General features: G+C 54.2%; 30 protein-coding genes. 12 read left to right on the top strand and 18 right to left on the bottom strand.

The genetic code is table 11. The features are described from left to right. Positions 1 to 3 precede the first annotated feature (3 nt). Positions 4 to 1,245: an LVIVD repeat-containing protein gene (locus HB664_RS09000; protein WP_217072455.1), complete on the top strand. Its 1,242-nt coding sequence runs from the start codon at positions 4 to 6 to the stop codon at positions 1,243 to 1,245. A 62-nt stretch (positions 1,246 to 1,307) separates the two neighbouring features. Here HB664_RS09000 and mtnK read toward each other — a convergent pair whose 3' ends face one another. Further along, positions 1,308 to 2,507 carry an S-methyl-5-thioribose kinase gene (mtnK, locus tag HB664_RS09005; RefSeq protein WP_217072457.1) on the bottom strand — a complete coding sequence of 400 codons (1,200 nt, stop codon included), beginning with the start codon at positions 2,505 to 2,507 and terminating at the stop codon, positions 1,308 to 1,310. A gap of 104 nt (positions 2,508 to 2,611) precedes the next feature. Here mtnK and mtnA point away from each other — a divergent pair, with 104 nt between their 5' ends. Beyond that, positions 2,612 to 3,628: an S-methyl-5-thioribose-1-phosphate isomerase gene (mtnA, locus tag HB664_RS09010; RefSeq protein ID WP_219940684.1), complete on the top strand. Its 1,017-nt coding sequence runs from the start codon at positions 2,612 to 2,614 to the stop codon at positions 3,626 to 3,628. Between the two features lie 42 nt (positions 3,629 to 3,670). Then, positions 3,671 to 4,141: an SRPBCC family protein gene (locus HB664_RS09015; protein ID WP_032641748.1), complete on the top strand. Its 471-nt coding sequence runs from the start codon at positions 3,671 to 3,673 to the stop codon at positions 4,139 to 4,141. 96 nt (positions 4,142 to 4,237) lie between these two features. Here the strand turns inward: HB664_RS09015 and HB664_RS09020 are convergent, their stop codons facing one another. The 3 genes from HB664_RS09020 to HB664_RS09030 are packed head-to-tail and all read right to left on the bottom strand — an operon-like array spanning position 4,238 to position 6,077. Further along, positions 4,238 to 4,780: an acireductone dioxygenase gene (locus tag HB664_RS09020; RefSeq protein WP_023315605.1), complete on the bottom strand. Its 543-nt coding sequence runs from the start codon at positions 4,778 to 4,780 to the stop codon at positions 4,238 to 4,240. Continuing rightward, positions 4,777 to 5,466, bottom strand: a complete 690-nt coding sequence (gene mtnC, locus HB664_RS09025; protein WP_033144912.1) for an acireductone synthase — start codon at positions 5,464 to 5,466, stop codon at positions 4,777 to 4,779. The genes HB664_RS09020 and mtnC overlap by 4 nt, the downstream gene beginning before the upstream one ends. Then, positions 5,463 to 6,077 (bottom strand): methylthioribulose 1-phosphate dehydratase, encoded by a 615-nt coding sequence (locus HB664_RS09030; RefSeq protein WP_033144913.1) that lies wholly within the window; start codon positions 6,075 to 6,077, stop codon positions 5,463 to 5,465. Before HB664_RS09030 ends, mtnC begins: the two co-directional genes overlap by 4 nt. Before the next feature lie 122 nt (positions 6,078 to 6,199). Between HB664_RS09030 and HB664_RS09035 the strand changes: the two genes are divergently transcribed. Next, positions 6,200 to 7,360 carry a pyridoxal phosphate-dependent aminotransferase gene (locus HB664_RS09035; RefSeq protein ID WP_033144914.1) on the top strand — a complete coding sequence of 387 codons (1,161 nt, stop codon included), beginning with the start codon at positions 6,200 to 6,202 and terminating at the stop codon, positions 7,358 to 7,360. On the opposite strand, the gene HB664_RS09040 is transcribed toward HB664_RS09035, so the two are convergent. The 3 genes from HB664_RS09040 to HB664_RS09050 all read right to left on the bottom strand — a co-directional run bounded on the left by HB664_RS09040 (position 7,361) and on the right by HB664_RS09050 (position 10,267). Continuing rightward, positions 7,361 to 7,987 (bottom strand): ParB/RepB/Spo0J family partition protein, encoded by a 627-nt coding sequence (locus HB664_RS09040; protein WP_033144915.1) that lies wholly within the window; start codon positions 7,985 to 7,987, stop codon positions 7,361 to 7,363. After that, the gene (locus HB664_RS09045) at positions 7,972 to 9,195 is read right to left on the bottom strand and encodes a phosphoadenosine phosphosulfate reductase (RefSeq protein WP_094934399.1); all 1,224 of its coding nucleotides are present in this window, start codon (positions 9,193 to 9,195) and stop codon (positions 7,972 to 7,974) included. The genes HB664_RS09040 and HB664_RS09045 overlap by 16 nt, the downstream gene beginning before the upstream one ends. A gap of 172 nt (positions 9,196 to 9,367) precedes the next feature. Beyond that, positions 9,368 to 10,267, bottom strand: coding sequence for a LysR family transcriptional regulator (locus HB664_RS09050; protein ID WP_219940685.1), 900 nt, complete (start codon positions 10,265 to 10,267; stop codon positions 9,368 to 9,370). 622 nt (positions 10,268 to 10,889) lie between these two features. Between HB664_RS09050 and ahpC the strand changes: the two genes are divergently transcribed. Together ahpC and ahpF are read left to right on the top strand one after the other, a co-directional pair. Then, positions 10,890 to 11,453, top strand: coding sequence for an alkyl hydroperoxide reductase subunit C (ahpC, locus tag HB664_RS09055; RefSeq protein ID WP_008501015.1), 564 nt, complete (start codon positions 10,890 to 10,892; stop codon positions 11,451 to 11,453). A gap of 128 nt (positions 11,454 to 11,581) precedes the next feature. Then, entirely contained in the window at positions 11,582 to 13,147 is a 1,566-nt protein-coding gene (gene ahpF / locus HB664_RS09060) for an alkyl hydroperoxide reductase subunit F (protein ID WP_219940686.1), read from the top strand. A gap of 60 nt (positions 13,148 to 13,207) precedes the next feature. Here ahpF and uspG read toward each other — a convergent pair whose 3' ends face one another. Next, complete coding sequence (gene uspG, locus HB664_RS09065) at positions 13,208 to 13,636, bottom strand: universal stress protein UspG (protein ID WP_023310731.1); 429 nt, start codon at positions 13,634 to 13,636, stop codon at positions 13,208 to 13,210. 180 nt (positions 13,637 to 13,816) lie between these two features. Here uspG and HB664_RS09070 point away from each other — a divergent pair, with 180 nt between their 5' ends. Then, complete coding sequence (locus tag HB664_RS09070) at positions 13,817 to 15,055, top strand: zinc-dependent alcohol dehydrogenase (protein WP_032661072.1); 1,239 nt, start codon at positions 13,817 to 13,819, stop codon at positions 15,053 to 15,055. 8 nt (positions 15,056 to 15,063) lie between these two features. On the opposite strand, the gene yldA is transcribed toward HB664_RS09070, so the two are convergent. Both yldA and rnk read right to left on the bottom strand, forming a co-directional pair. Continuing rightward, a complete protein-coding gene (gene yldA / locus HB664_RS22950; protein WP_274621601.1) occupies positions 15,064 to 15,153 on the bottom strand; it encodes a small membrane protein YldA in 90 nt (29 codons plus the stop codon). A gap of 139 nt (positions 15,154 to 15,292) precedes the next feature. Then, positions 15,293 to 15,703, bottom strand: a complete 411-nt coding sequence (gene rnk / locus HB664_RS09075) for a nucleoside diphosphate kinase regulator (RefSeq protein ID WP_023310734.1) — start codon at positions 15,701 to 15,703, stop codon at positions 15,293 to 15,295. A gap of 267 nt (positions 15,704 to 15,970) precedes the next feature. Here rnk and HB664_RS09080 point away from each other — a divergent pair, with 267 nt between their 5' ends. Then, the gene (locus HB664_RS09080; protein WP_023310735.1) at positions 15,971 to 16,588 is read left to right on the top strand and encodes a flavin reductase family protein; all 618 of its coding nucleotides are present in this window, start codon (positions 15,971 to 15,973) and stop codon (positions 16,586 to 16,588) included. On the opposite strand, the gene rna is transcribed toward HB664_RS09080, so the two are convergent. Then, positions 16,582 to 17,391: a ribonuclease I gene (gene rna, locus HB664_RS09085; RefSeq protein ID WP_219940687.1), complete on the bottom strand. Its 810-nt coding sequence runs from the start codon at positions 17,389 to 17,391 to the stop codon at positions 16,582 to 16,584. The two genes, HB664_RS09080 and rna, sit on opposite strands and share 7 nt — an antisense overlap. Positions 17,392 to 17,485: 94 nt before the next feature. After that, the gene (dcuC, locus tag HB664_RS09090) at positions 17,486 to 18,853 is read right to left on the bottom strand and encodes an anaerobic C4-dicarboxylate transporter DcuC (RefSeq protein WP_023310737.1); all 1,368 of its coding nucleotides are present in this window, start codon (positions 18,851 to 18,853) and stop codon (positions 17,486 to 17,488) included. Positions 18,854 to 19,245: 392 nt separating this feature from the next. Here dcuC and pagP point away from each other — a divergent pair, with 392 nt between their 5' ends. After that, the gene (gene pagP / locus HB664_RS09095; RefSeq protein ID WP_045142917.1) at positions 19,246 to 19,863 is read left to right on the top strand and encodes a lipid IV(A) palmitoyltransferase PagP; all 618 of its coding nucleotides are present in this window, start codon (positions 19,246 to 19,248) and stop codon (positions 19,861 to 19,863) included. Positions 19,864 to 20,053: 190 nt separating this feature from the next. Further along, complete coding sequence (cspE, locus tag HB664_RS09100; RefSeq protein ID WP_002439184.1) at positions 20,054 to 20,263, top strand: transcription antiterminator/RNA stability regulator CspE; 210 nt, start codon at positions 20,054 to 20,056, stop codon at positions 20,261 to 20,263. A gap of 219 nt (positions 20,264 to 20,482) precedes the next feature. Here the strand turns inward: cspE and crcB are convergent, their stop codons facing one another. After that, a complete protein-coding gene (crcB, locus tag HB664_RS09105) occupies positions 20,483 to 20,866 on the bottom strand; it encodes a fluoride efflux transporter CrcB (RefSeq protein WP_219940688.1) in 384 nt (127 codons plus the stop codon). Between the two features lie 67 nt (positions 20,867 to 20,933). Here crcB and HB664_RS09110 point away from each other — a divergent pair, with 67 nt between their 5' ends. Both HB664_RS09110 and tatE read left to right on the top strand, forming a co-directional pair. After that, on the top strand, positions 20,934 to 21,722 hold the full coding sequence (locus tag HB664_RS09110) for a deaminated glutathione amidase (RefSeq protein ID WP_219940689.1): 789 nt from the start codon (positions 20,934 to 20,936) through the stop codon (positions 21,720 to 21,722). Between the two features lie 125 nt (positions 21,723 to 21,847). Further along, complete coding sequence (gene tatE, locus HB664_RS09115) at positions 21,848 to 22,051, top strand: twin-arginine translocase subunit TatE (protein ID WP_058841807.1); 204 nt, start codon at positions 21,848 to 21,850, stop codon at positions 22,049 to 22,051. 81 nt (positions 22,052 to 22,132) lie between these two features. Here tatE and lipA read toward each other — a convergent pair whose 3' ends face one another. From lipA to dacA, 5 genes are all read right to left on the bottom strand, one after another. After that, a complete protein-coding gene (gene lipA / locus HB664_RS09120; RefSeq protein ID WP_013097595.1) occupies positions 22,133 to 23,098 on the bottom strand; it encodes a lipoyl synthase in 966 nt (321 codons plus the stop codon). A 207-nt stretch (positions 23,099 to 23,305) separates the two neighbouring features. After that, entirely contained in the window at positions 23,306 to 24,259 is a 954-nt protein-coding gene (locus tag HB664_RS09125; protein ID WP_032665064.1) for a YbeF family transcriptional regulator, read from the bottom strand. A gap of 291 nt (positions 24,260 to 24,550) precedes the next feature. Beyond that, positions 24,551 to 25,192, bottom strand: coding sequence for a lipoyl(octanoyl) transferase LipB (gene lipB, locus HB664_RS09130; protein WP_033144925.1), 642 nt, complete (start codon positions 25,190 to 25,192; stop codon positions 24,551 to 24,553). A 95-nt stretch (positions 25,193 to 25,287) separates the two neighbouring features. After that, the gene (gene ybeD / locus HB664_RS09135; protein WP_006177135.1) at positions 25,288 to 25,551 is read right to left on the bottom strand and encodes a DUF493 family protein YbeD; all 264 of its coding nucleotides are present in this window, start codon (positions 25,549 to 25,551) and stop codon (positions 25,288 to 25,290) included. Between the two features lie 106 nt (positions 25,552 to 25,657). Continuing rightward, positions 25,658 to 26,869 (bottom strand): D-alanyl-D-alanine carboxypeptidase DacA, encoded by a 1,212-nt coding sequence (dacA, locus tag HB664_RS09140; protein ID WP_032638844.1) that lies wholly within the window; start codon positions 26,867 to 26,869, stop codon positions 25,658 to 25,660. Positions 26,870 to 26,898 lie beyond the last annotated feature (29 nt).

Consider the following 26,898-nt stretch of genomic DNA (forward strand, 5'->3'; position numbering starts at 1 on the left):
ACGGTGACGCAAGTACCCCTTCCAGAATACAGCCGCAATATGCGGCTGATTGGCCATAGCGATCAGGGCGGTCGCCCGGACGGCGTGCAGCTGATGGTCCATCGCGGTTTCGCCTATATCGGCCATATGGTGTCGCAGGGATTTTCGATTGTCGACGTGCGCGACCCGAAAAACCCGAAAGCGGCGGGCTACGTGCCCGCGCCGCCCGGCACCTGGAACGTGCACCTGCAGGCGCATGACGACCTGCTGCTGGTGATTAACGCCCGGGATCTGTTTGCCGATGCCCGCTTTGCCGACGAGAAAGTCTACTACACCCGCCAGGTGGGGGAGACCGTCAGCGACGTGCAGGACAAAGGCTGGAGCGCCGGGCTGCGGGTGTTTGATATCTCCACGCCCGACAGGCCGCGCGAAATCGGCTTTCTGTCGCTGAGCGGCATCGGCATCCACCGCATCTGGTACGTCGGCGGCCGCTGGGCGTATGTGTCAGCGCTGATCGATGGCTTTACCGACTACATTTTCCTGACCATCGATCTGGCCGATCCGCGTAAGCCTGAAGTGGCGGGGCGCTGGTGGCTGCCGGGGATGAACCAGGCCGAAGGGGAGAAGCCGAACTGGCCGGAAGGGAAACGCTACGCGCTGCATCACGCGATTATCGCGGGCGATACCGCCTACGGCAGCTGGCGCGACGGCGGCCTGACGCTGCTGGACGTGAAGGACCGCACCCGGCCGAAGCTGATTAGCCACCGCAACTGGAGTCCGCCGTTTGGCGGCGGGACGCACACCGCGCTGCCGCTGCCGGACCGCGATTTGCTGGTGGTGCTGGACGAAGCGGTGCTGGATAACCAGGAGGACGGCGAAAAGCTGATCTGGCTGTTTGATATCCGCGAGCCGTCGAACCCGGTCAGCATCTCGACCTTCCCGCAGCCGGAAGAAACCGACTACGTGGCGAAAGGGGCGCATTTCGGCCCGCATAACCTGCACGAGAACCGGCCGGGGAGCTTTGTCAGCTCGACGCTGATTTTTGCGACGTATCAGAACGCGGGCGTGCGTGCATATGACATTTCCAATCCGTATCGACCGGTGGAAACCGGTGCGCTGGTGCCCGCCGCGCCGGAGAGAATGATGGACACGCGGCCGAATCGCCCGCAGGTGATCCAGTCGTGCGACGTGTTTGTGGATGCGCAGGGGATAATTTACAGCACGGATTATAACGGCGGGCTGTCGGTGATTGAGTATCTGGGATGAGTGCGGTTTGATGCCCTCATCCCGGCCCTCTCCCACAGGGAGAGGGAGAAAACCAAATATAATCAGCTGTACTGCCGCACCCGTGCCACCAGATCTTCGGCGCTGTCGATGCGGTCGGCAATGACGATCAGCGCTTTACCGAGCGTAATCGCGTGGCGCAGGCACTCGTGGCGCATCGCCTCGTCCTGGATGGTGTCGATATCCGCGACGTGGGAAAGCCCGACGCTGCGGCGAATGAGCTCGGTGCCGCAGAAGCCGATGGCGTCATGCCAGACCTTTTTCAGGAACGCGGAGGCATAGCCCGGCGCGCCGAGCGCGGCGTCGCGCGTTTTCTCGTTTGCCAGCGCCTGGAAGCGTTCCGCGAAGGTGTTCCACAGCTCCTGAATATCGGTCAGGCGCTGCTCGCGCGCGGCGGCGGCATCGCGAATGCCCAGATGCCCCGGCAGGCCGCAGAAGTTCAGCAGCAGGTTGCCGATGGCGGTACCGACGTCAAAGCCAATCGGGCCAAAGTAGCCGAACTCGGCGTCGATGGCCTTCAGGCTGCCGTCAGCCACAAAAATCGAGCCGCTGTGAATATCGCCGTGCAGGAGCGCTTCGGCGTGCGAGAAGAAGCGGTGCTTCAGGGAAGCTACGGCAATTTTAAGCTGAGCGTCGTCGCGCAGGTCCGCTACGTCATTTTCCAGCTCGGCCGGGTAGCTGTTGCGTTCGTGGATCTGGTACGGATCGTTGAAGAACAGATCTTCGGTGATCTCGCACATCTCCGGGTTGATGAATTTCGCCACCTGCGCTTTTTTCGCGTGCGGGTGCAGGTAGAAATCGCTGGTGTGGAACAGCGCGTGCGCGAGGTATTCGCCCAGCTGACGGGCCGCCTGCGGGTAGTAATTGTTTTTAATCAGCTCGCCGCGCCAGATGCGATGGCTGGAGAGATCTTCCATCACCATCACCGCCAGCTCCGGGTCAAAGTGGTGGATTTTCACGGTGTGCTGCGGGCTGTGCTGGTAGTGCTCGACCAGCGTTTGCGCTTCAAGGCGGGCGCGGTCCAGCGTCAGCGGCCATGACTCGCCGACGCAGCGGACGTAGGGCAGCGCCTGCTTAACGACGATGCGGCTCACGCCCGCGCCGTCGAAAATTTTGAATACCAGATTGAGGTTGCCGTCGCCTACTTCCTGCGCCTCTACCAGCGATGAAGGATCGTCAAGTCCGCCAAACTGCCTGGCATACTCCACGGCGTCCTGAGCGGTAAAGGTACGGTATTGCGACATGGCCTGCTCCTCACGAGTTTTCTAATTAAGACATGTAGACGTCTATACATCTGGATTTCATCCTGACACAATGTGCTACAACAACGCAACAGGGAATTAACGACATGCAGACATTACAGACGACCAGCCTGCGGGTGGCGGATAATCAGCTCTTTATTCTCGACCAGCAGGCGCTTCCGCAGGAGAAACGCTGGCTGGATGCCTCGACGGTAGAGGCGCTGGTCGGGCATATCCACGCCCTGCGCGTGCGCGGCGCGCCGCTGATTGGTCTCTCTGCAAGCCTGCTGCTGGCGCTGCTGGCGGAAAACGGCAAAAGCCGCGACGAGCTGGCGGCGGCGCTGGAAACCCTGCGCGCATCCCGCCCGACGGCGGTGAACCTGATGAACAATCTCGACCGCATGAAGCTCGCCCTGTGGCAGGAAGATTTTGTACCGGCGCTGGTGGCCGAAGCGCTGCGCCTGATTGACGAAGACAAACGTCTTTGCGACGCGATCGCCAAAGCCGGCAGCGCGCTGGTGAAGCCCGGCAGCCGTCTGCTGACCCACTGCAACACCGGCGGGCTGGCAACGGCGGGCGTTGGCACCGCATTGGGCGTGATTGCCCGCGCGCATCAGGAGGGTAACGTCAGCAACGTCTGGGTGGATGAAACCCGTCCGCTGCTGCAGGGCGGCAGATTGACCGCGTGGGAGCTTGGCGAGCTGGGCGTGCCGTATCAGCTGATTACCGATTCCATGGCCGCCAGCCTGATGGCAAAAGGGCTGGTGGACGCCGTGTGGGTGGGCGCAGACCGCATTGCCGCCAACGGCGATGTGGCGAACAAGATCGGCACCTATTCTCTGGCGGTGCTGGCGAAATTCCACGGCATTCCGTTCTACGTGGCCGCCCCGCAAACGACCCTCGATCCGGACTGCCCGAACGGGGACGCGATCCCCATTGAGCAGCGCGCCGCCAGCGAGGTGACGGGCGTGGCGGGAAGCTTTGGCGCGGTGCAGTGGGCGCCGGAAAACGCGCAGGTCTATAACCCGGCGTTTGACGTCACACCTGCCTCGCTGATTAGCGGCTGGGTGCTGGATACGGGCGTAGTCACGCCGGAAGAGGTGGCAAACGGGAAATTCGCCTGAGTCCGGCTATCCTTTAAGGGGTTCCCTTGAGAGGACAATATCGTGACGCTCGATCCTGAAACAGACTTAAAACTGGAGCGCGTGGTGGATGCACCGCGCGACCTGCTGTGGCTGTGCTGGACCACGCCGGAACACATCAAAAACTTCTTCATTCCTGCTCCCCATAAGGTGACCGAATGCGACCTCGATCTCCGCGTGGGCGGGAGGTTCAACACCGTGTTTGAGGTGGACGGTCAGCGGATGGATAACCGGGGCGTCTTTCTTGAAATCGACCCGGGTAAAAAGCTGGTCTTTACCGACGGCTATACCGAAGGCTGGAAACCGGCCGAGAAGCCGTTTATGACGGCGATCCTGCTGCTGGAAGATGTGGGCGAGGGCAAGACCCGCTACACGGCGATTGCGCGTCATCCGACGAAGGAAATCCGCGAGCAGCATGAGCAGATGGGCTTCCACGAAGGGTGGGGGATTGTGCTGGATCAGCTGGTGGGGTATGTGAAAGGACTGGAGCGTTGAAGCTCGAGCGGCCTGATGCCCTCACCCCGACCCTCTCCCACAGGGAGAGGGAGCAAACACTAAAAACGGCAGCTCTAGCTGCCGTTTTGCTTTTACCTATGCCAACCGTGGATACGCATCCGCGATGGCATCGCCCGTAAACTGCGCCACCCAGCCTTCCGGATTGTCGAAAATACGAATGGCGGTAAAGTTCGGCTCTGAGCCCATATCAAACCAGTGCGGCGTGCCCGCAGGAACGGAAATCAGGTCGTTTTTCTCGCACAGCACCTGATACACCTCATCGCCAATGTGCAGGCAGAACAGCCCCGCGCCTTCCACGAAGAAGCGCACTTCGTCTTCGCCGTGGGTGTGTTCGTTCAGGAACTTCGCGCGCAGCGCCTCTTTCTGCGGGTTGTCGGCGCGCAGGCTGATCACGTCCCAGCTCTGATAGCCTTTCTCCGCCACCAGCTTGTCGATCGCATGCTGATACGCCGCGATCACGGCTTCGGGCGCGGGATCGTGTCCTAAATCGCGATCCGCCGCCCAGCGTTCAAACCGCACGCCTTTGGCATTGAGCTGCTGGGCGATCTCGGCGGCGTCGGTGCTGTGCCACTGGTGTTGACTGGCGTCTTTATCGGAATAAATGGTCAATGCGCTCATGAAGGGATCTGCTCCGGATTAATCTCGTCAAACTGGTGGACCTGATGGTGATGGCTTGCGCCGTCATCATCACCGCGAATCAGCTGCAGTGTGCGAAAACCTGCCTGTTCAGCCGCGTCCAGCTCCTGATGAATATCGGACAGGAACAGGATCTGCGACGGGGCGATGCCCGTTTGTGCCGCAATGTTCTGATAGGACTGCACCTCGCGCTTGGCGCCGATGTGGGTATCAAAATAGCCGCTGAACAGATGAGTAATATCACCTTCGTCGCTGTAGCCAAATAACAGTTTCTGCGCGGCGACGGAGCCAGAGGAATAAACATAGAGATCAATCCCTTGCGCTTTCCACTTTTCCAGCGCAGGCAGTACGTCCGGGTAGAGGTGGCCGGTAAAGTCGCCGTTCACGTAGCCGTCATGCCAGATGATCCCCTGCAGGGCTTTGAGCGCCGTGGATTTGCGGTCTTCATCCATAAAGGCAAACAGGGCGTCGATAAGCTCGCTGACGCTGGCGTGCGGGTTACCGATTTCATCACGCAGGTTGTCCAGAATGGATTTGACCGGCTCGGCGTACTGCTGCGCGGTCACGAAGGCCGCCAGCCGCTCACGCGCGTAGGGGAACAAAACGTCATGGACAAAACGGATATCGCTGGTGGTCCCTTCAATATCCGTCACAATCGCGCGAATCATACTCTCTCCAGTTGTCGTAAACGCATTTCGCATTCAAATAAGAATTCTAGTCCTTCCAGATGACGGCGGGCCTCGGCCACGTCGCGTCCCCAGCAGGTTAAGCCATGACCGCGCAGAAGAAAACCATAATTAAGCGGGCGTTCCTGTGCGTAATGGGCGATTCGGGAGGCGAGGGCGTCAATATCCTGGTCGTTATCGAAGACCGGGATAGCCACCGTATCCAGATGCGTGGTCTGCCCGGTGAGGGATTTTTGCATCTCAAAGCCGCTGATGTTGAGCTCGGCTTCTTTGACCAGACGCGACAGCACCGTGGCGTTGACGGTATGAACGTGCAGGACGGCGTTGGCTTCCGGGAACAGGCGATAAATCAGCGTGTGAAGACCGGTTTCCGCCGACGGCCTGCGGCCAGACGGCGCGCGGTTGGTGGCAATTTCAACCTGCAGAAAATCCGCCGTTGTCAGGCTGCCTTTGTCTTTGCCGGATTCGCTGAGCCAGCAGAGGCGCTCGTCCTGACGCACCGACATGTTGCCGCCGGTGGCGGGTGCCCAGCCTTTGGCGCCAATCCAGCGGCAGGCGTCGACAAGATGTGTGAGTTGCAGGTTGTCTGTCATTTCCTTTTACCCTCGCGGCCAGGAATATTCATATGGTTTAGACGTCTAAGCGTCTTGATTGCCAAAGACTAACATCGTGTTATAGTGGCAGCAACATAAGTATTACAAGCAGGCACGACACAATGAGCAATAACGCATTGATTCCTCAGAGTAAACTTCCCAATCTCGGTACTACCATCTTTACGCAGATGAGCGCTCTGGCGCAGCAGCACAACGCCATTAACCTTTCTCAGGGATTCCCGGATTTCGACGGCCCGACCTATCTGCAGGAGCGCCTGGCGTACCACGTGGCGCAGGGGGCGAATCAGTATGCGCCGATGACGGGCGTGCAGGCGCTGCGGGAAGCCATTGCGGATAAAACGGCGGAGCTGTACGGCCATAAGCCCGATGCGAACAGCGATATTACGGTGACGGCAGGGGCGACCGAAGCGCTCTATGCGGCCATCACCGCGCTGGTGCGTACGGGCGATGAAGTTATCTGCTTTGATCCGAGCTACGACAGCTATGCGCCTGCGGTTGAACTCTCCGGCGGCGTGGTGAAACGCGTGGCGCTCCAGCCGCCGCATTTTCGCCCTGACTGGCAGGCGTTTGCTGCGCTGCTGAGCGACAAAACCCGCCTGGTGATCCTGAATACCCCGCACAACCCGTCGGCGACGGTGTGGCAAAAGGCCGATTTCGCCGCGCTGTGGCAGGCGATTGCGGAACGTGAAATTTACGTGCTGAGCGATGAAGTCTACGAGCACATCTGCTTTGCAGAAGAAGGACACGCCAGCGTGCTGGCCCATCCGCAGCTTCGCGAGCGTGCTATCGCCGTCTCGTCATTCGGTAAGACTTACCATATGACCGGCTGGAAAGTGGGCTACTGCGTCGCACCGGCGGCTATTAGCGCCGAGCTGCGCAAGGTGCACCAGTACCTGACCTTTGCAGTGAACACGCCGGCTCAGCTGGCGCTGGCGGATATGCTGCGCGCCGAGCCGGAGCACTATCGCGAGCTGCCGCATTTCTATCGTGAACGTCGGGATCTGTTTGTGACGGCGCTCAGCAAAAGCCGTCTGGAGATTTTGCCCTCAGAAGGGACCTATTTCCTGCTCGCCGACTACAGCGCGATATCGGATCTGGACGACGTGAGTTTCTGCCAGTGGCTGACGAAAGAGGTGGGCGTGGCCGCCATTCCGCTGTCTGTATTCTGCGCCGATCCCTTCCCGCATAAGCTGATTCGTCTTTGCTTTGCGAAGCAGGAATCGACGCTGCTGGCGGCGGCAGAGCGCCTGAACACGCTCTGATTATTTCACCGTCCAGGCTTCTGAGTAACGACGGTCTGCAAACAGCTCCAGCAGACCGTTGATTTGCTTGAGGCGCAAGACTTCATCGCCGTCCATTCCCAGCTCCTTGCTTATTCTCTCGTCATTCCAGCCAAGCTGCACCAGCTCGCGAACGATCTCCGACATAGCGTTAATCTGGTGTCGACCCCGCGCCCGGTTGTGACGAATAGTGGCAGCCATACGGTCATGTTTATCCTGTCGGTCCTGGCGCAGGAAGGTCACAGGGAGATAACCCTTGAGCTGGTGCTTCAGTGCCGCCCGATTTGTACCGATTTCATGGCGATGAAAACCATCCACAATTTCATAGTGTTGCGGTTCACTTTCTGTCACAACGATAGGTTGGGTGAATCCATCGAGTTCCAGCGACTTACTGAGCAGCCTTTTTTCTGGCGGGGCAACATTATTGGGGTTGTAGTCGTTAGCGGTAATAGCGTCCTGTCTGATCCAGAGGACGCAGTCTATCGGTTGTGCACGAAACGGACTGTGTTTATGGATCGCTTCACGAAAAGCATTTATGGCGTTAATGCGTTCCTCTTCGGGAAGTGACTGAAGGTACGTTTCCATCTCGTTGATTAGTTTTTGTCGCATAATATGCCCCACTCCTTGCGTTTCGCCTTCACTCTGTCGCTGTAGCGCTGATAATGTTTGGGTTTATTTGGGCTGAACGATAGCGCCCTGCACCAGTAGTCGTTATTCAGGAGAACCTTACAAATACGGCGCCATGAGGGAACATCTTTGGCACCGATATCACCGTCCTGCGTATCGGGAATCTCCTCTGTGCCTCTCTTCTGATACCAGTGCAGATAAATGGCGATTTTATTGCGGTAATGCTCAGCCGTATTTTGCGGCATGCTGTCGAGGAGCAGCATGGCATATTCGCGCCAGCACAGGTGTTCGGGTTTCAGAATTTTTCGGTGACCATAAAAATGGTTATCGTGTCCGGCGTACATCCCCCCGCTGCGCGCACCGCTCACGCGCTCACACATGGCCGCCCAGCGATCGGGCTCAACAACGTGGTAGAGCCATAATCCCTGGCGCTGTTCCGGACCAAAGGGTTCACAAATCCGCATGTAGCGTAGCGGCACGCCGGCCTGAAACATCAGGTCATAGAGTGGGTTATAGCAACACCCTGATTTGGCGAACCAGGTCCATATATCGGCGGTTTTCCAGTCGTAGAGAGGGTAGATATACCAGGCATGTCCTCCCGGTGCGACGGTTGTCCAGGGTTTATCGTCGGCAAACCGCTGTTTACGCGCCGACGCGACAGCCAGAAAACGGTTGTATGACTCATCGGCGCGGATGCCAATCAGTACCGCCGCCGGGCGATTGCGAGAGAACCAGTCGGAGAAACCGCGGACAAAGGTTTCAAACGTCATGCCTGGCTGGTAGAAGGGAAAAAAAGTGGGATCGGTTATCGCATCGTCAGGAGGCTGGCGGACCCATTGTGTGCCGGGTTCCCAGCATTGCCATTCCGGCTGGAATTGCGACAGTGAATTTTGCGTTGTCAGGGGGAGCGCGACCCACCAGAAATGGTCGATGACATCGCTGTACAACTCGCGCATATGTTCCACATGGATAATGGTATGGGAAAACTGCGCTTCCCAGTCGATAAAGAGCACATCTATTTTGATGTTCATCAGTCGCGCCTGCTGGGCAACCAGATGCAGCATGACGGTGGAGTCTTTACCTCCTGAAAAAGAAACACAGATTCTGGGTAAGTTTTCGAGCGTCCATTTTATTCGCTCCCGAGCAGCGGTAAGAACATCCTGATTTAAAGGGTATTTATAAATTGACATGCTTATTCTCATCCTGAGGAATAAATACCTGACTGTAGCGTCAATACTAATAAGAGGATTATATCAGTCAATAATTAATTGGATATGTAACGGTTATGCCGCGTAATTCTATAACGGTGGTGTATGTTTTAACGGTGTGGTTCCCATTTTGTGCGAGAACCACAGCAATATCTCACGGTAAGGATATTTCTTCAATAAAACTCGCGAATGCCGAGCTATTGAGCGCGGAACGATTGTACATCATGTAAATATCAATGCTGGGGAATTGAATGTCAGTTTCCACTTTTCGCAGGTTGAGGGCTGGCCCATATTGTTCGAAGGCCGGCGCGGGCACTAATCCTATGAGGTCGGACGAACCAATCACCGACAGAAGGGATATATAAGAGTCGCTGCGATAGACGATATTTCTTTCGGTTAACAGGTTTTCGGCCTTTTCCTGATAGTCTTTGAAGCTGTTTTCATCGTTCAGGTAGGCGGTGAAGTTTTCATTCAGAATCTCTTCACGCGTGGGATTTTCACTGAGACGGGGATGGCCCTCCCGACAAACGAGGACGAAAGGAAGTTTATGGTAGAGGCTACAGGCGATAGAATGATTGGTAGAAGAAGAAAACGAAAATATCAGGTCGGCTCTTCTGTAGGCTAAGAGATCTTCTGCAGAATCAGACGAAAGAAAAACATCATGTAATTCAATTGAATAGTTATGATTTTCCATCAGCAGCTTTATAGGGTCAAGCGTTGCTTTCGTACTCATAAAATGCGGGCAATAAATGACAAAGTTCTTCTTCAACCCGCTGCTGTGCATGATATTGATAGTCTGCTCCAGCTGGTTCAGGTTCTGTTCCAGATGATGATGCAGATTGACGCCGACGGTCGTGGGCGTGATCCCTTTACCGGAACGGATAAACAGAGGATCGTTGAGTTGTCCTCTCAGACGCTGCAGTGACTGGCTCACGGCAGAGGGTGTGATATACAGCGTCTCGGCGGCTTTACTGATACTAAGGTGCTGGTAAATGCACTCGAAAATGACTAACAGATTAAGATCGAATTTTTTAAGGTCATACAGGTTTGCCATGTTTCGTCCTGAAGGTACTGCGTTTGCTGTGGTTATCATATAACTGATAACAATAGTTTAAGGCTAACCATTTATAACTCTTTCGGTTAGCTCTCTTAGTTTTAAATTAAATCATCTTAATATATCACGGTGGCAGATTATTGAAATAGCGCTTCAAAAGCGATTAAGACAATTTTATCTTAAGAAAGGGAACAATGATTTTAAATAACAACTGTCATTTATATATTGCGATAGTTTTATAATAAAAATAAATTTATAACGCACCGTAATGATGTTCGGCACAACCTATCACAGCCATAGGCAGGAATGCCTCTCTTATGGATTGCTCAATCCCTGTGCGGGTGGTGTAATCAAACGGCTGTTACCGCCTTGATATAAAGGGTTGTAGAGCGCAACGCAACGCCAGTCTCGGCTGGCACTGAATGTACCTGCGGGGAATTCAGGTATCAGGGCCGCCCGTTGAGGCGGCCTTTTTACTTTCAGGCTTTCCTGTAAAAGGTTCACCTTGTTGTCTTGTCGACGTTGTAAGGTTTGGCTGATTGATTTGATAAAGCATACGCATTAGCCCCGATGAATAAAGTTGGTTACCTTACATCTCAACGAAAACACGGAGGAAGTACAGATGTCTTTGATTAACACCAAAATTAAACCTTTCAAAAACCAGGCGTTCAAAAACGGTGAGTTCATCGAAGTTACCGAAAAAGATACCGAAGGCCGCTGGAGCGTCTTCTTCTTCTATCCGGCTGACTTTACCTTCGTTTGCCCGACTGAACTGGGTGACGTTGCAGACCATTACGACGAACTGCAGAAGCTGGGCGTAGACGTTTACTCTGTCTCTACCGATACCCACTTCACCCACAAAGCATGGCACAGCAGCTCCGAAACCATCGCGAAAATCAAATACGCGATGATCGGCGACCCGACTGGCGCCCTGACCCGTAACTTCGACAACATGCGTGAAGATGAAGGCCTGGCTGACCGCGCCACCTTCGTTGTTGACCCGCAGGGCATTATCCAGGCTATCGAAGTTACCGCTGAAGGTATCGGCCGTGATGCTTCTGACCTGCTGCGTAAAGTGAAAGCCGCTCAGTACGTGGCTTCTCACCCAGGCGAAGTGTGCCCGGCGAAATGGAAAGAAGGCGAAGCGACGCTGGCTCCATCCTTAGATCTGGTTGGTAAAATCTAAGTTTTGCCCATTCGGTAATCAATGGGCGCACCCCGCGCCCATTTCATTCCAGCACCATGATGCAAGTTGCATTCAGGCCGCCCGTATAAGGCAGCTTGCATGATGACGTCTTAAGAGAGGGAAGAACAATGCTCGACACTAACATGAAAACCCAGCTCAAGGCCTACCTTGAGAAACTGACCAAACCCGTTGAGCTGATTGCCACGCTGGACGACAGCGCCAAATCGGCAGAGATCAAGGAACTGCTGGCGGAGATCGCCGAGCTGTCGCCGAAAGTGACCTTCAAAGAAGACAACGCGCTGCCGGTCCGTAAGCCCTCTTTCCTGATTACCAACCCAGGATCCGACCAGGGACCGCGCTTTGCCGGCTCGCCGCTGGGTCACGAATTTACCTCACTGGTGCTGGCGCTGCTGTGGGCCGGTGGTCATCCGTCAAAAGAAGCGCAGGCGCTGCTGGAGCAGATCCGCGATATCGACGGTGATTTCGAATTTGAAACCTATTACTCGCTCTCCTGCCACAACTGCCCGGACGTGGTGCAGGCGCTGAACCTGATGTCGGTTCTGAACCCGCGCATCAAGCACACGGCGATTGACGGCGGTACCTTCCAGAATGAAATCACCGATCGCAACGTGATGGGCGTTCCGGCGGTCTACATGAACGGCAAAGAGTTCGGCCAGGGCCGTATGACGCTGACCGAAATCGTAGCCAAAGTGGATACCGGTGCTGAAAAACGTGCGGCGGAAGAGCTGAACAAACGCGATGCTTACGACGTGCTTATCGTCGGTTCCGGCCCTGCGGGCGCGGCGGCAGCGGTGTACTCTGCGCGTAAAGGTATTCGTACCGGCCTGATGGGCGAACGTTTTGGCGGCCAGGTGCTCGATACCGTGGACATCGAAAACTACATCTCCGTGCCGAAGACCGAAGGCCAGAAGCTGGCGGGGGCGCTGAAGGCGCACGTCAGCGACTACGACGTGGACGTGATTGACAGCCAGAGCGCCAGCAAGCTGGTTCCGGCAGCGGTCGAGGGTGGTTTACACCAGATTGAAACCGCGTCCGGCGCGGTGCTGAAAGCGCGCAGCATTATCATTGCCACCGGCGCGAAATGGCGCAACATGAACGTTCCGGGCGAAGATCGGTACCGTACCAAAGGCGTGACCTACTGTCCGCACTGCGACGGCCCGCTGTTTAAAGGTAAACGCGTGGCGGTGATCGGCGGCGGTAACTCCGGCGTTGAAGCGGCTATCGACCTGGCGGGGATTGTTGAGCACGTTACCCTTCTGGAGTTCGCTCCAGAGATGAAGGCCGATCAGGTTCTGCAGGATAAAGTTCGCAGCCTGAAAAACGTCGACATCGTACTGAACGCGCAGACCACGGAAGTGAAGGGCGACGGCAGCAAAGTGACCGGCCTGGAATACCGCGACCGCGTGAGCGGCGACGTGCATAGCGTTCAGCTGTCAGGGATCTTCGTGCAGATTGGTCTGCTGCCAAATACCACCTGGCTGGAAGGCGCGATTGAGCGCAACCGCATGGGCGAAATCATCATCGATGCGAAATGTGAAACCAGCGTGAAAGGCGTGTTTGCGGCGGGCGACTGCACCACCGTGCCGTACAAACAGATCATTATCGCCACGGGCGAAGGGGCGAAGGCGTCTCTGAGTTCCTTTGACTACCTGATTCGCACCAAAACCGCATAACAGAAGAAAGTAAGGCTACACCTGCAATAGCGAGAGGCCACCGGAAGGTGGCCTCTTTTTTTATCTTACGACCATCACCGGTATATGGGTGTGGCGGATCACGCTGGAGGCGTTAGAACCCAGCAGATGCGTGGTAATGGAAGGGTTGCGCGAACCGATGACCACCACGTCTGCTTTCAGTTCGTTCGCCAGTTCGTTTACCGCATCGCGTACGCTGCCGAATCTGACGTGCGTTTTGATGCGCGAAGGGTCGATGCTGAAGTGGCTGACCATGGTTTGCAGGCGAGTTTCCGCTTCATGCTGCAAATGCTCCTCGAAGCGACGCACGTCGGCGGCAAAGCGGTGCAGGCTCAGGCTGGCGGAGCCCGGCAGTACGTGTAAAAGATGGATAACACCGTCCTGCTGCGCCAGGAACTCCGCATGGCGTACGGCTTTGTCGCTCAGCTCCATCTCAAAAACATCAACCGGCATTATGATTCTCTGATACATACCCGTTTCTCCTTGTTTATAAACGCTGAACTCATTCAACCATAAAATAGATATGGTTTCTGTAAGCGCCCCGTCAGTTTTCTTAAGTTGCCAGGATAAATCTCAAAAGCCCCGGATTCCAGGGCAGACCTTCAGGTGTAGCTACCCTTATACACTTACCTGGAACCTTTCGGAGGTCGCATGAAAGCACTTACGTATCACGGTCCGCACCATGTACGCGTCGAGAATGTCCCCGATCCCATTATCGAACAGCCCGACGATATCATTCTGCGCGTCACGGCCACGGCTATCTGCGGCTCCGATTTGCATCTCTATCGCGGAAAGATCCCGAAGGTGCAGCACGGCGACATTTTTGGCCATGAGTTTATGGGGGAAATCGTCGAGTGCGGCGCAGAGGTGAAGAATTTGCAAAAAGGCGATCGCGTGGTGATCCCCTTTGTCATTGCCTGTGGGGACTGTTTCTTCTGTCGGTTGCAGCAATACGCGGCCTGTGAGAATACCAATGCCGGGCAGGGCGCCGCGCTGAACAAAAAGCAAATCCCCGCGCCGGCCGCGCTGTTTGGCTACAGCCATCTCTACGGCGGCGTGCCGGGGGGACAGGCGGAATATGTCCGCGTGCCAAAAGGCAACGTCGGGCCGTTTAAGGTCCCGCAACTCCTCTCCGATGATAAGGCGCTGTTCCTTTCCGATATTTTGCCCACGGCCTGGCAGGCGGCAAAAAATGCGCAGATTGAAAAAGGCTCAAGCGTTGCGGTTTTCGGCGCCGGGCCGGTGGGGCTCCTGACCATTGCCTGCGCGCGGCTGTTAGGGGCCGAGCAGATCTTTGTTATCGATCACCACCCGTACCGTTTGCGATTTGCCGAGGCGCGTTACGGCGCAATCCCCATCAACTTTGATGATGATAACGACGCAGCGGAAAAAATCATCGAGCAGACCGCTGGCCAGCGCGGCGTTGATGCCGTGATTGATGCGGTAGGGTTCGAAGCGAAAGGCAGCACCACCGAAACGATCCTCAGCAATCTTAAAATTGAAGGCAGCAGCGGCAAAGCGCTGCGGCAGTGCATTGCTGCCGTTCGACGCGGTGGCGTAGTTAGCGTACCCGGCGTGTACGCCGGGTTTATTCATGGCTTCCTGTTTGGCGATGCCTTTGATAAGGGGCTGACGTTTAAGATGGGCCAGACGCACGTCCATGCCTGGCTGGGTGAGCTGCTGCCGCTGATCGAAAAAGGGTTGCTTACCCCGGAAGAGATCGTGACCCATTATCTCCCCCTTGCCGATGCGGAACGCGCCTATAAGGTATTCGAAAAACGGGAGGAGGAGTGCCGGAAGGTGATTCTGGTCCCTGGCGCAGAAACGCCTGAGGCCGCAGAGCAGAAAGTTAAGGGCCTGGTGAATGCTTTCCCCGGTGGGGTTGCATGAATACTCGCCTAGCTGTGGCGTTCAAGATAAAGCACGCCCAAGACGATAATCGCCGCAATAATCAGAAAAATAAGTGTGATAGCCAGTATCTCACTCATGACCGTCCCCACGGCACCAAAACAGATTAAGCGTGGATTAAGGGCTTTTTGCGCGATATAAGAAAATGGGGTGAATTTACGGAAAGAGGATGCGGCTGCATCCTCTGTGCAAAGCGGGTGGGCGCTTGTTCAGAAGTGGTTAACGCAGGTAATCGCCCGCGGCTTCTGGCTGGTAGAGCAACGCCAGCACTTCAAGATGGGCAGAGGCGCCGCCCGGCAATTCCCAGTGGATGGTATCGCCCGTGCGCAGGCCCAGCAGTGCGGCACCCACAGGCGCAAGAACAGAAAGCTGTGCGCTGCTGTCGGTCATCTGAGCCGGGTAAACCAGCGTGCGGGTCAGCTCTTCACCGGTGGTCAGGTTGCGGAATTTTACCTGGCTGTTCATGGTGACCACGTCATGCGGCATCGTCTCAGGCGTGCACATCTGCGCCCGGTCGAGCTCCTCATTCAGGGCGTCGGCCACGGGAAGTGAGGCAAACTCCGCTTTTTCCAGCAGCCTGTCGATACGTTCTGCGTCGAGCTCGTTGATGATAATTGTAGGTCTGGACATTTTTACTCCATGTCGTTAATGCTGCGCGTAACGCAGAAACCAATCCAAAAGAAAACCCTCGCCGTCTGGCAGCGAGGGTTTAACTCTCCCGATGATACTGGCTGAGCGCGCAAGTTTGAAGTGATGAAGGTCACATTCATGGTCCATATGAATTTTCGCTGAAATTTATTCAGTCTTCATTCCCGGCAGAATACGTTACGCTGAGTGTCCTGAACCCGGGCGTTGCGCGAAGCGCAATTCGCGTCCGCCCACCAACGAGAGAGAACTATGTACTTCTACCAACCGTCTCAGGGGCACGGCCTGCCGCACGATCCGCTGAACGCCATTATTGGTCCACGTCCGATCGGCTGGATCTCCTCATGCGACAAGGCCGGTCAGCTCAACCTCGCACCGTATAGCTTCTTTAACTGCTTTAACTATCGCCCGCCGATCATCGGCTTTTCCAGCAACGGCTGGAAGGACAGCGTGCGTAATATTACCGAAACAAAGGAATTTGTCTGGAACCTGGCGACGCGCGATCTCGCGCAGGCGATGAACCAAACCTCTGCGATGCTTCCGCACGATCGGGATGAATTCAGCTTTGCCGGACTTACGCCAGCGGCGAGCCAGCTGGTTAACGCGCCCCGCGTCGCAGAAAGCCCGGTGAACTTTGAGTGCCGCCTGTCGCAGTGCATTCAGCTTACCGGTGCTGACGGCACACCGGTCGATACCTGGCTGGTGCTGGGGGAGGTGGTCGGTATCCATATTGCCGAAACGCTGCTGGAAGAGGGGATTTACCAGACGGCGAAAGCGCAGCCCATCCTGCGTGCGGGTGGGCCGACGGCGTATTATGGCATCAGTGACGAAAACCGGTTTGATATGGTGCGCCCGGGCGCGGATCAGTAGCCGGCTTTATCAATCACGAACTGTTTTCCGCAGTTACCCGGATGTGGCTGCGGGGCAAATGACGCCGCAGAAAGCGGGTTGTTAATGGTGTCCGCCTTCAGCGAAACCTGCATCTCGGTCAGATTCGCCGGATTGCCGTTGCAGGTCAGCTTGATCGCTTTGATGTTTTCTTTTCCCCAGCTTTTGGCAACGGCACCGTCAAAGTCGCTGCGATTGACGGTTTTCCCGTAATTATCGGCGAGGAATTTACCGACCGCGCTGTTTTTAACTTCCTGATTCATCCGCACCATCGTGCCAAAATAGGCATCTGGATCGAAACCAAAGCAGACGCCATGTTTGGCATATTCATAACGTTCCAGGCAGGAATTACCGCCCGCGCCCGGCATCACGTCGTTGAGCTTTGCGGCTGCGGAAAGCGACAGTCCGGTTTCGGCGGCATCGCATTTGCGGCTAGCCTTTACTTCCGGCATGTTCGGAATGGGGCGCGTGGCGCAGCCAAAACGCATCCACCGACGTTCATCCACGCCGCGAGCGGCAATGGATTTTGGCAGGCCAGGCCATAGCCCGTGGACGGTCAGAAAATCGGCTTTATTATCGCGCTCTTTTTGCAGGCGACATTCGTCAGGTTCATTGCGGTTGCGTTCGACCATGCTCTGGCAAAAACCGGTTTGCCAGGACAGAGCCAGCACATAGCGATCGAAATCGCCATACTGTGTTGCCTTCAGCGGTTCCGCCTGTGCGGAAAAGAGACAGAGAGCAAGCGCGATTGCGCCAGACGGGATGACGATATCCTTCCTGAACATATGATTTCCTGATCGAATGAGCACGATTAATTTCTGGAAGTTATTAAAGCACAAAAAGCGCCTACAGGCGCTTTTTGGATATCCCTAATTTAGCTTAGGCCGCGCCGGGTACCAGCACTTCCGTGGCGATAATCACGATAATCAGACCAACTATAACGGGCACTGAGGTGCGTTTGACGACTTCGAATGGCGAGATTTTCGCCATCCCGGCAACGGCGACGACCACACCCGACACCGGCGAAATGGTGCGGCCCAGATTTGATGCCTGCAGCATGGGAATGGAAAGGTAGGCCGGGTTAATACCGGAGGAGTGAGCCAGTTTCGGGATCATCTCAACGAAAGCGTAGAAAGGCGCATTACCGGAACCGGTGGTCATCGCCGCCAGCATGGTGAGCACCACCAGAACCAGCATCAGGATAATACTGGCGGAGCCGAACGAGGTGGCGATAGAAATCAGGCTCTGGATAAAGCCGATCGTGCTCAGACCCTGGGCAAAAACGCCCGCTGCAACCAGCAGGATCACCACGCCAGCGAAGGCATCCGCCATACCGCGATACGCAACTTCCAGACCCGAGAAGACTTTTTGCGTGTTAAAACCGCGCACAAACTCCAGCACGGCGGCCAGCAGCATGCAGATAACCAGAATGGTGATGATGTGCAGCTGTGGACCCCATTTGCCGTCAAAAATCAGCACTCCGACGATCGGGGTGAAGGGCAGAATGGCATAGAACGCGGGAGCGGTCGTGGTGATTTCACTCACGTCCATCATTTCATGGCTGATGTTTTCTTTCTTATCGAGATAGCGCTGCCAGAAGAAATGCGCGATCCCCATGCCCACGATGGCAACAATTGAGATCGGTAACGTGGTTTTAAAGGCGAAGTCGATGAGTGACATCTCCGCCGCCTTTGCCGCCAGCACAACGTCGCCGGAGGTCGGGGAGAGAATAATCGCTGCCGGAGACGCGCAAATTGCCGCGGCCGCGCCACGGCTGATACCGACGTTCACCATGACCGGGAACAGCGTCGCCATGAGCAGTACGCCAAGCCCTGTAGCCGACGAAACGGCCAGTGACATGAGGCAGGCGAGGAAATAGGCTGCGACCATTAGCAGATACGGCGAGTTGATGTATTGCAGGGGTTTAGAGGCAAGCTTAACGACCATGTCGTTGGCGCCAATATGGGTCATGTAGGCTGCAAAACCGCACAGCATCATGATCATCATACCCAGATCACCGCCGCGGCTCATGAGCAATATTTTAATGTATTCAACAATATCTGTAGCCGTGTAACCGGTGCTGGTCGCGCTGGCAGGTAACACCTGGTGCCCCATTATTGCGCTGATAATCAGCAGCGTTAGACCGCCGACAAATAATACGCCCGTGGCCGAGTAGCCTTTAATGATGTAGCGTGCGACGCCGACAATGACGACGACTCCAATAAGGAGTTCGAATAACGTAAGCATGATTTCCCCTGTATCTCTGCTGCAATGGAGCACAAAAAATCAAAAAAAAGAAGGATGAAAATGTGCCGAATAATTGGCCTGTTCTTGCTGATTAAAATCAATAAACAGACGACTAAAGAACAGAACAACCGTCTTTTTGCCATGGCCCATACATTTATGTCATGAGGGCCTTGACCGTCAGAAATAGCGCAATATGTCCTAATAATGATAACAAATTGTTAATGTTTTGTGTGGTTTTACATGTCACTGATTCAGAACATTAAATGGGTAAAGTCACACCCCTTGTGGGTTTATTTTGAACGCATTGCCGCCTTTCCTTAAGAATATTCCCGAAAAGAAGCTGAATAATTAGGAATAACGCCGATGTCGTTAAGCTTTGATTCAACTACTTTATGGTAAACTTTGCCTCGAATACTAAGAATGGTAATTGCATTGTGATTGTACGTAATACATTTTTCTCTATTTTGTTGTTTATTTTTGGGCAGTTAACGTTTTGTTCTGTTGCACAGGCAGAAGGCAACGCGACGGATAAAGGCTGGTTCTCAACCTTTACGGATAATGTTTCCCAGACATGGACGGCACCTGAACATTATGATCTCTATGTCCCGGCAATAACGTGGCATGCGCGTTTTGCTTATGACAAAGAGAAAACCGATAAATACAACGAGCGTCCGTGGGGCGCGGGTTTTGGCCAGTCGCGCTGGGATGAAAAGGGAAACTGGCATGGCATCTATTTGATGGCCTTCAAAGACTCGTTTAATAAATGGGAGCCGATTGGGGGGTATGGTTGGGAAAAAACCTGGCGCCCGCTAGCGGACGAGAACTTCCACGTCGGTTTGGGCTATACCGCCGGGGTTACTGCACGTGACAACTGGAAATACATTCCAATCCCGGTGCTGCTGCCTTTGGCCTCTATCGGCTATGGCCCCGCAACGTTCCAGATGACCTACATTCCGGGTACGTACAACAACGGTAACGTTTACTTCGCCTGGATGCGTTTTCAGTTTTAACTGACAAAACGTTACATGCTGGTGAAAAAACGCGCAGGCGTTGATTCATAAGCGATAAAAATCTGTCAGTGAAAATTAACGCGACTTTAGTCACTTTTTATCAAAGATCCGCTGGACAAAAGGTCCCACAATTGATGTACTGATAACCGACACAGCATTTGTGTCGTTTTTTAATGTAAAGGTAATTTTGATGTCTAAGATTAAAGGTAACGTTAAGTGGTTTAATGAGTCCAAAGGATTCGGTTTCATTACTCCTGAAGATGGCAGCAAAGACGTGTTCGTACACTTCTCTGCAATCCAGTCTAATGGTTTCAAAACTCTGGCTGAAGGTCAGCGTGTAGAGTTCGAAATCACTAACGGTGCCAAAGGCCCTTCTGCTGCTAACGTAATCGCTCTGTAATTCAGACGCGTCAGCAAGAATTTCAAAACCCGCTCACTGAGCGGGTTTTTTTCGTTTTGAATCAGCCAAGCAGATACATTTTCAGGAAGCTGGCAACGATCAGCACGCTCAACAACACCATTCCTGCGCTCATCAGACTCTGTTTCATTCTGTCACCCTCGTTCAGTACTGCATCCAGAGTGACAGAGAAAAATTAAGCCAACATTAACGGTTCGGCTGTTAATGCGCGCTTGCGGAAGAAAATAGCCAAAATGCGATCCCCGTCATCGCAAAGGAGCCGAGCATATTGATAGCCATATTCATCAGCGCCCAGCCGACACGGCCTTCCTGAAAGAGAAAAACCGTCTCCGCAGAAAAGGTTGAGAAGGTGGTCAAACCGCCGCAGAATCCGGTGGTAATCAACACCTTCCACATTGGGTCGATGTGCGTCATTCGGTTAAACCAGGCCAGCCCCATACCAATGATAAAGGCACCAATCAGGTTTGCGGCAAGTGTCCCCATAGGAATCGCCTGATGCAGGGGGGTAAACCGCATACTCAGAAACCATCGCGCAACGCTACCCGTTCCCCCACCAATAAAAACGGCTAAAAGTAGTTGTAACACGCTAAATACCTGCTATTTGATGTGTAAGAGTAGCGAGTTTAACGCCGTTTATGATGAGGGGACAAATATGTATGTAGCGGTAGGGCAGTTTGCCGTCACGCCTGACTGGCATGAGAATGCGAGAACATGCGTCAACCTGATGATGCAGGCCCGGCAGAAAGGCGCGTCGCTGCTGGTTCTCCCCGAGGCGCTGCTGGCCAGGGATGAAAATGACCCGGATTTATCCGTGAAGTCCGCGCAGCCGCTGGACGGCGAATTTGTGCAGCAGCTGCTTGCCCAGAGCGCGGGCAATACGATGACGACGATCTTAACGATCCATGTTCCTTCCACGCCGGGTCGCGCGATGAATACACTCGTGGCGATTCGTGACGGGGCCATCGTGGCACATTACGCCAAGCTTCACCTCTATGATGCGTTCAGCATCCAGGAGTCGCGACGCGTTGACCCCGGAGACAATATCCCTCCGCTGCTGGAGATTGACGGATTTAAGATCGGACTGATGACCTGCTATGACCTGCGTTTTCCCGAGCTGGCGCTCCATCTGGCGCTGCAGGGGGCTGACGTGCTGGTACTGCCTGCCGCGTGGGTCAAAGGGCCGTTAAAAGAGCATCACTGGGCAACGCTGCTTGCGGCACGCGCGCTGGATACAACCTGCTATGTCGTTGCCGCAGGGGAATGTGGCACGAAAAACATCGGGCAAAGCAGGGTGGTTGATCCGCTGGGGGTGACGATCGCCGCCGCCGCTGAAGCCCCGCATTTACTGGTGGCGGAGATAAACTCAGAAAGAATCGCGCTTGCGCGTCAGCAATTACCCGTTCTTCGCAATCGTCGGTTTGCGCCACCACAATTATTGTGATGTTTTTTTCAACAATGCTTGATTCACCTTGTTACAGATTGCTATTGTGTGCACGCGCAAAATGACCGTTAATACAGTCAGGTTTTGGCGCTGAATGCAGCCTGTTTTAAGTAAAGAAGGTATCTATGGGTGAGATTAGTATTACCAAACTGCTGGTGGTTGCCGCACTGGTCGTCCTGCTGTTTGGTACCAAGAAGTTACGCACGCTGGGTGGTGACCTGGGGGCTGCCATCAAAGGCTTTAAGAAAGCGATGAACGATGATGATGCAGCGGCGAAGAAAAGCGCCGAGGATAACGTCCCGGCAGACAAGCTTTCTCACAAAGAGTGACAGCAACGCCTGAGGGCTTGCGAAAAAAAACCGGCTCATGAGGCCGGTTTTTTTGTATTACTGTAAATGAATATTACAGCATTATTTAACTTCTTCGCCTTTAGCCTGCATATCGGCATGGTATGAGGAGCGAACGAATGGGCCGCAGGCAGCGTGGGTGAAGCCCATCGCCATCGCTTCGGCTTTCATTTCATCGAACTCGTCCGGGCTCACGTAGCGCTGCACCGGCAGGTGGTGACGGCTTGGCTGCAGATACTGTCCCAGGGTCAGCATGGTCACACCGTGGCGGCGAAGATCGCGCATCACCTCGATGATTTCATCATTGGTTTCACCCAGACCCACCATCAGACCAGACTTGGTCGGAATATGCGGATGCGCTTCTTTGAAACGCTCCAGCAATTTCAGGGACCAGTTATAGTCAGCGCCCGGACGGACCTGACGGTAAAGACGCGGCACGTTCTCCAGGTTGTGGTTAAACACATCTGGCGGCGTCGCGGTCAGGATATCCAGCGCGCGGTCCATACGGCCGCGGAAGTCAGGCACCAGCGTCTCGATTTTGATGTTAGGGCTTTTCTCGCGAATGGCCGTAATACAGTCGGCGAAGTGCTGAGCACCACCATCACGCAGGTCGTCACGGTCAACGGATGTGATAACCACATAACGCAGCGCCATGTCGGCGATGGTCTGCGCCAGTTTCTGGGGTTCGTTAGCATCAGGCGCGACTGGACGGCCATGAGCAACATCGCAGAATGGGCAGCGGCGGGTACAGATAGCACCCAGAATCATAAACGTCGCGGTACCGTGATTGAAACATTCAGCAAGGTTCGGACAAGAGGCTTCTTCACAGACGGAGTGAAGGCCATTCTTGCGCATCGCCGCTTTGATCCCCTGGATACGCGAAGAGTCGGCCGGAAGTTTGATTTTCATCCATTCCGGTTTTCTTAACAGCGCCTCGCGCTCTGTAGCCACGTTTTTAACCGGGATAAGGGCCATTTTATCGGCATCGCGGTATTTAACACCGCGTTCCATCACAATGGGTTTACTCATAGCGTGCGTGTTCCAGTTGCGAATATCGAAGGAAAGCGTTTCAATTCAAGGGAATGTTGTATTTATCAACTATTTTTGAATGAACGACAGGCAGTATATCATTGAAACGGTCGTTAAAGCAGCCTGCCAGATCGCCAATTTGTAAAATAGTTGTTGTTTTGTGCCTTTTGCCCTGCGGGTTGCAGGGGCTTGTGCTGGCTAAACCTGTCAGAAGGCCTGACGGATGATGCGGATGACGTTTTCCAGGACCGGATCGCGCAAACTCAGCTTGTTGTAATGCAGTGAAATCTCGATAGATTCCGCATTAAGCTGGCTGAGCGGGATGCTTTCCAGCGGCCAGCATTTTTGTAGCAGGCTGTACAGGCGTGATGGCATAACGCACAGCATGTCGCTGCTGCCGATCAGGGATGCGGTGGTAAACATATTGTAACTGCTGAAGCTGATCTGACGTTCCGGGAAAATTTCATCAATACGCTGACGAAGCGCATGATTAGATTGCCCTTCGGTCATGAAAGACGAGTGGTCGTAGTTGCGCAGGTTTTCGATGGTTAACGGCTCGCTAAGAGCAGGATGCTGCTGGCGGCAAACCAGTACCAGGTTATCCGCATAAAGCACATTTTGCCCCAGCGCTCTGGCACTGAAGCTGCCGCTTTCAATAATCAGGTCCGTCTGGAACTGGGCAAGCTGAATGTCAGGTTCATTGAGAGGCACATTGCGAAGCAGGAGCTGCGGAGCATGCTCTTTTACGGCCTGGAAGATCGCTGGCATCACCAGCACCCCGACAGAAGGGGAACAGCCGATGGTGATGGTTCGCTGCTTATCATAGCTCCCGGTTAAATCCAGTGCGCCCAGAATCGACTCCAGCCCCTGGCTGATGTACTCGTGGAGATGCGTGGCATAAGCCGTCGGCGTTACCCCCTGGCCCTTGCGGATAAATAACGGGTCGGGAAATATAGCGCGTAGCTTTTGGATTGACTGGCTTATTGCTGATGGCGTGAGATTAAGAATTTTCGCAGCGTTAACGATACCCTTATGGACATATACCGCCTCAAAAATAGTCAGTAAATTGAGATCAATATTACGTAAAGTCCGAAAAATTTGCGGCTTGTCTTCGCCACCGGGTTCATTCAGTCGTTTGGCTGGTAAATTATTATACTCCACGCTTTCACTCCGTATACATTCACAATATGAATGATAGTTGAATTTATTTATTATGCTTGTAGAGATTCGTAAAGTGTTGGTTTTGTTTCACTTGTTTATCAATGGCAAACGGTTGTGTGATAATTGCTCACCTTACTTATGCCGTGTTTGCCATGCTTGCTGGAGGCTAAATAATATGTGGCGGTAATATTCGGGCGCTTCGAAAATATAGAATCTGTGGATTATTGTAAAGTGCAAAAGCTGTAAATAAACAGTGGCCCGCCAAATTATCGAGCCATGTTGTATGATGTATTAAGCAGGGATATATTCGTATGGGGGATTGTTAAGTAGCGCTAACATCTGCTTTAAAAGCACGGGACGAATATGTTCTGGCGTAGCGGTTTCAACCCACTGACGCATTTGCGTCATTTCCATGCCGGCGTAGCCGCAGGGGTTAATGCGCTGGAAAGGCGCAAGGTCCATATTAATATTCAAGGCCAGGCCATGGAATGAGCAGCCTTTACGAATACGCAGCCCCAGTGAGCAGATCTTCATTTCCCCAACGTAGACGCCCGGCGCATCGGCGCGCGGATGCGCGTCAATACCATATTCCGCCAGCGTGTTGACGACAGTTTGTTCCAGTAAGGTAACCAGTTCACGCACGCCCAGCTTTCTGCGCTTCAGATTGAGCAGGACGTACATCACCTGCTGACCGGGCCCATGATAAGTGACCTGACCGCCGCGATCGCTCTGAATAACCGGGATATCTCCCGTCATTAACAAATGCTCTGCTTTACCCGCCTGGCCCTGCGTAAATACCGGCAGGTGTTCGACCAGCCAGATCTCATCCGGGGTGCTGTCATCGCGTGAATCGGTGAAGTCATGCATAGCCTGGGAGACAGGCTCATAAGGTTGCAGCCCGAGGTGACGGACCAGAATTTTATCCTGATACAAAACTGCGTCTCCGAAGACGAGGGACAAAAGGTGTGGAGGAGTATATCACAGCGGGGGAGAGGGGTTACCCGGCAAACCGGGTAACCGCAAAGGGACTACAGCACCATACGAACAATTTCGATATTGCCGAGCTCTTCGTACAGCGTTTCAACCTGCTCAATGTGTGTCGCAGTGATGGTAATAGAAACCGAGTGGTAGTTGCCCTTGCTGCTTGGTTTTACTGACGGAGAGTAGTCACCCGGCGCATGGCGCTGTACCACTTCAACCACCTGATCAACCAGCTCAGGTTTCGCCAGACCCATTACTTTGTAGGTAAATGAGGTTGGGAATTCAAGCAGTTCGTTAAGTTTGGTTTTCATGTCAGCTCCGGCGTAACGTCAAAAAATAATAACTCCCACGTCAGGTGGGAGTTATCAGGATACTTAGTATATGGGGATCAAAATCACACTTTCAAGTGTTCAATTTTTAACCAAACCAGTGGTGGAACATCAATTTAATGTAATCAATGATTTTGCCGAAGAAATTGCCTTCAGGAATTTCTTGCAGGACAACCAGCGGACGCTGATCGATCGTTTTTCCATCCAGCTGGAAGTTGATCGTACCCACAACCTGGTTTTTCTGTAGCGGGGCATGCAGCTCGGTGCTGTTCAGCACGTAGCTGGCTTTCAGATCCTTCATGCGACCGCGTGGAATGGTCAGGTAGAGATCTTTATCAACGCCGAGTGAAGCACGGTCGTTGTCGCCGAACCAGACGGGTTCAGACGCAAACTCTTTGCCTGCTTTCAGTGGGTTCACGGTTTCGAAGAAGCGGAAGCCCCAGGTCAGCAGTTTCTTGCTTTCTGTTTCACGGCCTTTAAAGGTACGGCCGCCCATCACGGCAGAGATCAGACGCATCTGACCTTCAGTGGCAGAAGCCACCAGGTTGTAGCCCGCTTTATCGGTGTGGCCAGTTTTGATGCCGTCAACGTTCAGGCTGTTATCCCACAGCAGGCCGTTACGGTTGGTCTGACGAATACCGTTGAAGGTGAACTCTTTCTCTTTATAGATAGAGTATTCATTCGGTACATCGCGGATCAGCGCCTGACCAATCAGGGCCATGTCACGTGCGGAGCTGTACTGACCGTCTGCGTCCAGTCCGTGTACGGTCTGGAAATGGCTGTTTTTCAGACCTAGCGCGTTAACGTAGCTGTTCATCAGGCCCACGAAGGCATCCTGGCTACCGGCGGCGAAGTCGGCCATCGCCACGCAGGCATCGTTACCAGACTGCAGGTTGATACCGCGAATTAGCTGGGAAACAGGAACCTGCATACCCGGCTTCAGGAACATCAGAGAGGAACCTTTGAAAACAGGGTTCCCGGTTGCCCACGCATCGTTACCGATGGTGACCAGATCCGATTCTTTGAATTTACCTGCCTTCATCGCCTGGCCGATAACGTAGCTGGTCATCATTTTGGTCAGACTGGCCGGGTCACGGCGGGCATCGGCATTCTGTTCTGCCAGCACTTTGCCAGAGTTGTAATCGATCAGGATGTAGGATTCCGCGTCGATTTGCGGAACGCCAGGGATCATGGTCTTGATATTCAGGTCATCGGCGTGAGCTGCAGAGAGCGCAGCAGCGCAAAGGGCCGTGGTCAGCGCCATGCGCTGCACAAAACGAGCAGAAAAAGTGGTCTTCATGGTCAGAACTACGACATCCGTGATGGAAT

It is taken from the genome of Enterobacter sp. DNB-S2 (assembly GCF_019443845.1).
Lineage (GTDB): Bacteria > Pseudomonadota > Gammaproteobacteria > Enterobacterales > Enterobacteriaceae > Enterobacter > Enterobacter asburiae_B.